4 protein-coding genes and 1 pseudogene are annotated in these 6877 nt (G+C 39.6%); all 5 read right to left on the bottom strand.

The features are described 5' to 3' along the window. Window positions 1-337: 337 nt before the first annotated feature. A pseudogene (gene tcrB / locus GSA01S_RS08775) lies at window positions 338-2439 on the bottom strand (copper-translocating P-type ATPase TcrB). Between the two features lie 138 nt (window positions 2440-2577). Then, entirely contained in the window at window positions 2578-2784 is a 207-nt protein-coding gene (gene tcrZ, locus GSA01S_RS08770) for a copper chaperone TcrZ (RefSeq protein ID WP_066126723.1), read from the bottom strand. 80 nt (window positions 2785-2864) lie between these two features. Further along, complete coding sequence (locus GSA01S_RS08765; RefSeq protein WP_373276908.1) at window positions 2865-5117, bottom strand: heavy metal translocating P-type ATPase; 2253 nt, start codon at window positions 5115-5117, stop codon at window positions 2865-2867. A 12-nt stretch (window positions 5118-5129) separates the two neighbouring features. Continuing rightward, window positions 5130-5585 carry a CopY/TcrY family copper transport repressor gene (locus tag GSA01S_RS08760; RefSeq protein WP_066126721.1) on the bottom strand — a complete coding sequence of 152 codons (456 nt, stop codon included), beginning with the start codon at window positions 5583-5585 and terminating at the stop codon, window positions 5130-5132. A gap of 267 nt (window positions 5586-5852) precedes the next feature. Continuing rightward, a complete protein-coding gene (locus tag GSA01S_RS08755; RefSeq protein WP_245631303.1) occupies window positions 5853-6728 on the bottom strand; it encodes a DDE-type integrase/transposase/recombinase in 876 nt (291 codons plus the stop codon). Between the last annotated feature and the right edge of the window lie 149 nt (window positions 6729-6877).

The raw sequence follows: 6877 nt of genomic DNA, 5'->3' as shown, positions 1-6877 counted from the left end.
ACTTAACCAATGAGTTTATCCACTCATCTGGAACTAGCTCTCCTTTATTCATATATTCTTGCACTCTGAGTCCGAATGTATCTTTCTCTTGATTGCTTCTCGTAACATTTCACCAATTGAATAGCCGTCAGGTGGTACTCCTCTGCGATTCTTTTATCTTGAGTGCCTTTCCCAGCACCGGGTAACCCTAAAAGGACCAGCGTCATAATTTTTCCTCCTTATAAACTAAAAAAGGAAGAGATGATCTTTTAAATTATCCTATCTCTTCCTTTCTTGTGAAACTATTATATCTTTACACGATAAGGTCATTCAATTATTTCATGTGCCAAATAACTGTTTATTTTGGCCCTAATTTCAATGTCATAGCATTGATGGCAACAATTACAGTCGAAAGTGACATCAAGATGGCACCGACTGCTGGAGTTAATGTTATGCCAATTGGTGCTAGTATTCCTGCAGCTATTGGGATTGCGATAAAGTTATACCCTGCTCCCCAAACAAGATTTTCTTTCATCTTACGTGTGGTCTTCTGAGCCAACTCGATAAAGGATTCAATATCACCAGGATCTGACTGTGTCAAGATGACATCGGCTGAATCCAATGCTACTTGAGTTCCGGCACCAACAGCTATACCAACGTCTGCTAATGCAAGAGAAGGTGCATCGTTGACCCCGTCACCGACCATGATAACTTTCTTTCCTTCTGCTTTAAGTTTTTCAACTAATTCATATTTGTCTTGAGGAGATTGATTAGCTAGATAATCAATACCTAAAATTTCTGCAACTCCTTGAGCCGCTTTTTCATTGTCACCCGTTGCCATAATCGGCTGAATCTTGTTCTTTCTAAGGGCTTGTATTAAGTCTTTACTTGTCGGTTTTAATTCATCCCCTAAAGCTACAGCACCAATTGCTTCGTCGTTTTCTACTAAGACACTGAGGGTTGCTCCTTTTGGAATATCCATATCCAGATTACGTCCATATGCTTTTTGACTGATTAATTGATAATGATGTCCGTTAGCTTGACCTTCTACACCAGCGCCAGAAATAACATCAATCGAATCAAAACTTACTGGACGTATCCCTTGCTGTTCTGCGTAACTAATAATTGACTGAGCGATAGGGTGACTAGATCCACCTTCGATACCTGACAATAAGGCAACGATTTCATCTTTCGTATATTTATCATTAAAGAGTTCAACATCTAATACTTTAAACTCACCAGTTGTTAAAGTTCCAGTTTTATCTAAAACCATAACATCTGCGTTTGTAGTCAACTCCAAAGCGTCCCGGTCTTTCACTAATAATCCCCGACTGGCCCCTAAGCTAGTACTACGAGCAGTCACCAATGGAATAGCCAGACCCAGTGCATGCGGACAAGCAATAACTAATGTGGTGACTGTAAAAATAACTGCCGTTGGTACATCAGCTATAACCATCCATATGACAAGGGCAATAAGAGCTACAATAACCGCAATATAAAAGAGCCATCCTGCAACTTTTTGTGCAAGATTTTCTGCTCGAGAAGATTGGCCTTGAGCTTGACTGATTAATGTTTGAACCTGAGAAATGAAGGACTTATCGCCCGTCTGCTTTATTTCCACATAGAGGACTCCGTCACCATTGGTTGATCCACCGATGACCTCATCTCCAGGTTTTTTTCAATTGGTTTCGATTCCCCAGTCACAAGCGCTTCGTTTACACGTGATTCGCCACGCTGGATCGTTCCATCTGCTGGAACATTTTCTCCGGCTTGAACACGAATCAAATCACCTACTTGCAAGTCAGCAACTGGACGAGTCTCAATCGAACCGTCTTCTAAAACAACATGAGCATCTTTCGGCACTAACTCAGCCAATGCTTTTTGTGCGTCCCCTGCTTCACCCAATGCCTTCATTTCAATCCAGTGTCCTAATAACATGATTAAAAGTAAAGTTGAAAACTCAAAGAAGAAGTCCATGACATGTTCTCCGGTCACATATCGAGCGGCCACAGCGTAAACACTATAGACATAAGAAACCGTTATTCCCAAAGTAATCAAGGACATCATGCCTGGAGCTTTTGAATTAAACTCATCTTTTGCACCCATGTAGAATGGTTTTCCGCCATAAAAGTATAGAATTGTTGCCAATACAACTGCTACAACGTCTGCATAAGGAAAGATAATTTGGAAAGGCAACTGAATATCCATCATAGGAGTAATGAGTAAGATTGCAATTCCTAATGGGAGTGACTTCAAGAAAATCTCCTTAAAGCTACCGTGATGGTGGTGGGCATGCCCTCCCATTGCGCCATGATCCATTTCACTGTGATCCATCTGACTATGATTCATCTTGCTGTGATCCATCTGACGATGTTCCATTTCATTATGGTCGTGTTTTGAGTGATCCATGTCGCCGTGATTATGATGACTATGTGACGAATGTTTTTTGTTATTCTTCATTTTTAATTCCTCCTCATTATATTAGAGACTGATTTTAAAGTTTTAGAACTTTCTCATCTAACACTGCATATAATTCTCATGAAAAGGGTTCTATACTTTATCTCTATCTACTATCTATGAATAAATGGTATTCGTACTTTATGCACTTAATACTGAATAGTTAGTTTCTGCTAAAGCAGCATTCAGCGTTTCGGTATCAATCTCTGTATGACTTTCAATTACTGCTTTTTTAGTCGCTAAATCAACCTCTACAGATTCAACCCCTTCAATAGCTGAAAATCTTTCTTGTACCGTGTTCGCACAACCTGCACATTTTACGCCATCTAATAAGACTTCTTTTTTCATTATTTTATTCCCCCTTTTTTTATCTTCTCCTATTATATAGAATAGGAAGAAGTTTAAATCCCAGATAAGCTACGTGTTTTCTAAATAACTGCTGGTTTGAATCGTCTTAACCGTAAAGCATTGAGTAAGACCGATACGGAGCTGAAACTCATGGCGACTGCCGCAAACATTGGACTCATCAATGGTCCGCCAAAAATATACAAGAGACCCATCGCAACTGGAATACCCACAATGTTGTAAGCAAAAGCCCAGAACAAGTTTTGTTTAATGTTTCGTAGCGTTGCATGACTTAAATCAATCGCAGTCAATACAGCGGTTAAATCATTACGCATAAGGACAATATCAGCCGATTCAATCGCCACGTCTGTACCTGATCCAACTGCAATACCGATATCTGCTTGAGCTAATGCGGGTGCATCGTTAATGCCGTCTCCAACCATCGCTACCTTCTTGCCTGCCTCTTGTAGTTTTTTGACTTCCTCTGCTTTATCTTCAGGTAATACTTCACTTAATACACTGTCTATACCCACTTGCTTAGCAATCGCTTTGGCTGTACGTTTGTTATCTCCAGTAATCATGATTACTTCAACACCGCGTCTTCTAAGTTCTTTAACAGCCTTCATACTATTTTCCTTGAGTGTGTCAGCTACTGCGATAATTCCAGCTAGTTCTCCATCAACAGAGAGATACATCGGTGTTTTTCCTTCGTCTGCTAAACGATCGGATTCTTTTTCCATGCTTGATAAATCAATCTTTTGCTCTAGCATCAGTTTACGGTTTCCAATGTACATATCTTTGCCCTCAATTTCAACTCGAATCCCGTGTCCAGGAATCGCTTCAAAATAATCTGGTTTAGCTAATGTCATGTTCTCTTCTTTTGATTTCTGTACGATGGCTTCGCCTAATGGGTGTTCAGAACCTGTTTCACCGGAAGCTGCATAATATAAAAGATTTTCTTTAGTAATAAGAGGAGTTACCAAAATATCTGTCACGATAGGTTTACCTTCTGTCAGTGTCCCTGTTTTATCAAATACAATCGTGTCTAAATTATGAGTGGTTTCTAACGCCTCACCACTTTTTATCAAGACACCATGTTCTGCCCCTTTTCCGGTTCCAACCATAATACCTGTTGGAGTCGCCAGACCTAAGGCACATGGACACGCAATGACAAGGGTTGTTATGATAACGGATAAAACAAATATTCCAGATTGACCTGCAATTAACCAAGCAATCCCTGCTAAAACGGCTAATGCTATAACAATCGGTACGAAATATCTGGTAATGATATCGGCCATTCGAGCAATGGGTGCTTTAGACCCTTGAGCATCTTCTACTAATTTTATGATTTGAGATAGAGTTGTATCACTTCCCACTCGAGTCGCGCGGTAATCAATGGAACCATTTTTATTGATACTAGCCCCAATAACCTCGTCTCCAATTTCCTTTTCCACGGGGATACTTTCTCCTGTCAGCATTGATTCATCGACTGAAGTGCGTCCCTCAACAATAACACCATCTACAGGCATACTTTCTCCCGGACGAACTCGAATAACATCTCCTAAAGCGACTTCGTCCACAGTAATCTCTTGTTCCACACCATTACGTATCACTCGAGCTGTTTTAGGAGCCAAGTTAACTAATTTTTCAATAGCTGAGGACATTTGACCCTTTGATCGCTCTTCTAAAAATAGCCCTAAAGTATGGAGTGTCAAAATAACGCCAGTTACTTCATAATAAAGTAAATCTGAAAAATTACCGTAACCCAGGCCTGTTGCGATTGTCGCAGCGAGACTGTAAACAAATGCAGCCGCCGTACCAAGCGCAATCAAGGAATCCATATTCGGGTGACCTTTAAATAAGGTTTTGAATCCCTTCTGGAAATATTCCCAGCTCACTACCATTATCGGCAAAGTCAGAATAAGTTGTAAAAGAGACATATTTAATGGATTTGTCATTGGGTCAATGATATTTGGTAGTGGCATGCCTACCATATGACCCATGGATATAATTAGTAAAGGGATTGTAAATATAATGGATACCCCAAAACGATTTGAAAGTTGCTTCATTCTTTTTTCTTTTTTCTCACGCTTCTCTGCTCGTGAATGATCTTGAGTATCCGTAGTCTCTAATACAGCTGCATAACCACTATTGGATACAGCACCAGTCACATCAGATACTGAAATTACTGACGGGTTATAAGAAACTTGCATTTTTTCTGTCGCTAGATTGACTGAAACTTTATCTACGCCCGACAACTTTCCGACAGCTTTTTCAATTGTCTGTGCACAGGATGCACAGGTCATACCTTCTATGGCAAATGATTTATTCTCCAATTTTTTCACTCCTTATTCTCCATGATGATGTAAATGGCAATCGCATTGCCCTTCTGTACACTGACAATCAACTTCTTCTACTGCGAAAGCTTTTTTCATTTCTAATATTTCTTCTAGCCTTTGGATATCATCGAAGCTTAAGACATGATCTTCAATGATACTCGCTACTACATTCCCGACATTCTTTCGACAAATACGGTTGAAAATATCGTCTGTATAATTTCCTATGGCTTCTTTCTCTTCAATATTGGCAGTATAAATAAATTTTTTACCTTCTTTCTCTGTATTTAGTACGCCTTTTTCAACCAGTCGACCTAAGAGCGTTTTGATAGTGGCTTGTTTCCAGTCCATTTTTTCTTTCAATATGGAGATGACTTCTTTACTAGTCACTCGACCATTCGCCCAGACTACACGCATAACCTCCCATTCAGCATCTGTGATATGAAGGTCTACAGCTATAGTACTCATATTCTCTTCTCCTTTCGTTTACGAGTGTAAACATTAATGTTAAATAAAGTTTACACTAGTAAACGATTATTGTCAAGAGTTTATGTAGATGAATAATTTGTGATGTGTACAGAAGTCAAACATTTGTGACAATCGCTTATAAAGAGTTGCTCAATCAGGATAGCGAATAGCCATCAAGTTCATTTAGCCTGTCAAGGACATCCTTTTCCTTGATAGGCTAAATGAACTTGGTATAATGGCTCGCTATGATTAAGCGACTTTCTGATATTATTCTACCACTTGGTTTGGACTCTTAAACCCAAGTGTCTTCGTAACGACGTTATTCTGACATCGATAATAACGTTGATGCGCTTTAACTAACTCTTCCACACTTCTGAATTCCCGCTTTTGATAAAAACGTTCCGTATCCATCCGATGACTTCGTTCTACTTTACCATTCTGCCACGGACTATACGGACGTGTCTTCAGATACTTAATGCCTTTTGATGCTAAAATACTTTCGAAAATGGTCTTGGGTGCACTCGAATCATCACCATTCGTAAATTCTTTCCCATTATCCGTTTGAATACAGTCGATCTTGAACCCTAATCCTGCTTCTAACTCGAGTAAAAAATACGCTGTATGCGTCACACTTTTCTCGTCTACAATCTTACAGTATCGCTTTCGTGAATACTCATCGATTGCCGTTATCTGATAATATCTAATCCCTCGTGTATCAAACTTTAAGCATTCTCTTGGTACATACTTAATATCAATCTGTACTTTCTCCCCGGGATAACTCACCTCTATCGGTTTCCATTTTGATTTGGGATACCGTTTGACTGCTTCTTCCGTGTTTTTATGCCATCCTTGTTTGCGGATTATCTTACACATCGTTGTATAATGTCGATGATAACCTTGCTTCAGGCATTCGACATACACTTGAGCCAAGCCTTCATGACCGTATCGTTGATACTTTGTTCGGGCTAACTGAAGTTCCTCAGCTGTATGTTGATTAGGATGAATTAAAGGGCATCTACTTTTCGCTCGAAGACTCTCCCAACTCCCATCATAACGCTCAACCCATCTTGAGATTTGTTGGCGAGAGGTATGATAACGACGGGCTGCTTGGGTATAGTTTCCGCATTTTACCGCATATTTCACGGCGTTCTTTCTATATCACATTTCTTCTGTTATAATTGATTTCATAGAGAGCTCCCTTTACAATGTTGTGTCCTAACTTTATTGTATCAGAAGCTCTCTTTTTTGTTTACTCTTTTGTCACATATGTATATATCCTAACATCTTTTTGG

This window comes from Globicatella sanguinis NBRC 15551, from assembly GCF_001552295.1.
GTDB lineage: Bacteria > Bacillota > Bacilli > Lactobacillales > Aerococcaceae > Globicatella > Globicatella sanguinis.
Note: the sequence above shows the minus strand (reverse complement) of the source record. Positions and strands in the feature narration are given on the sequence as shown.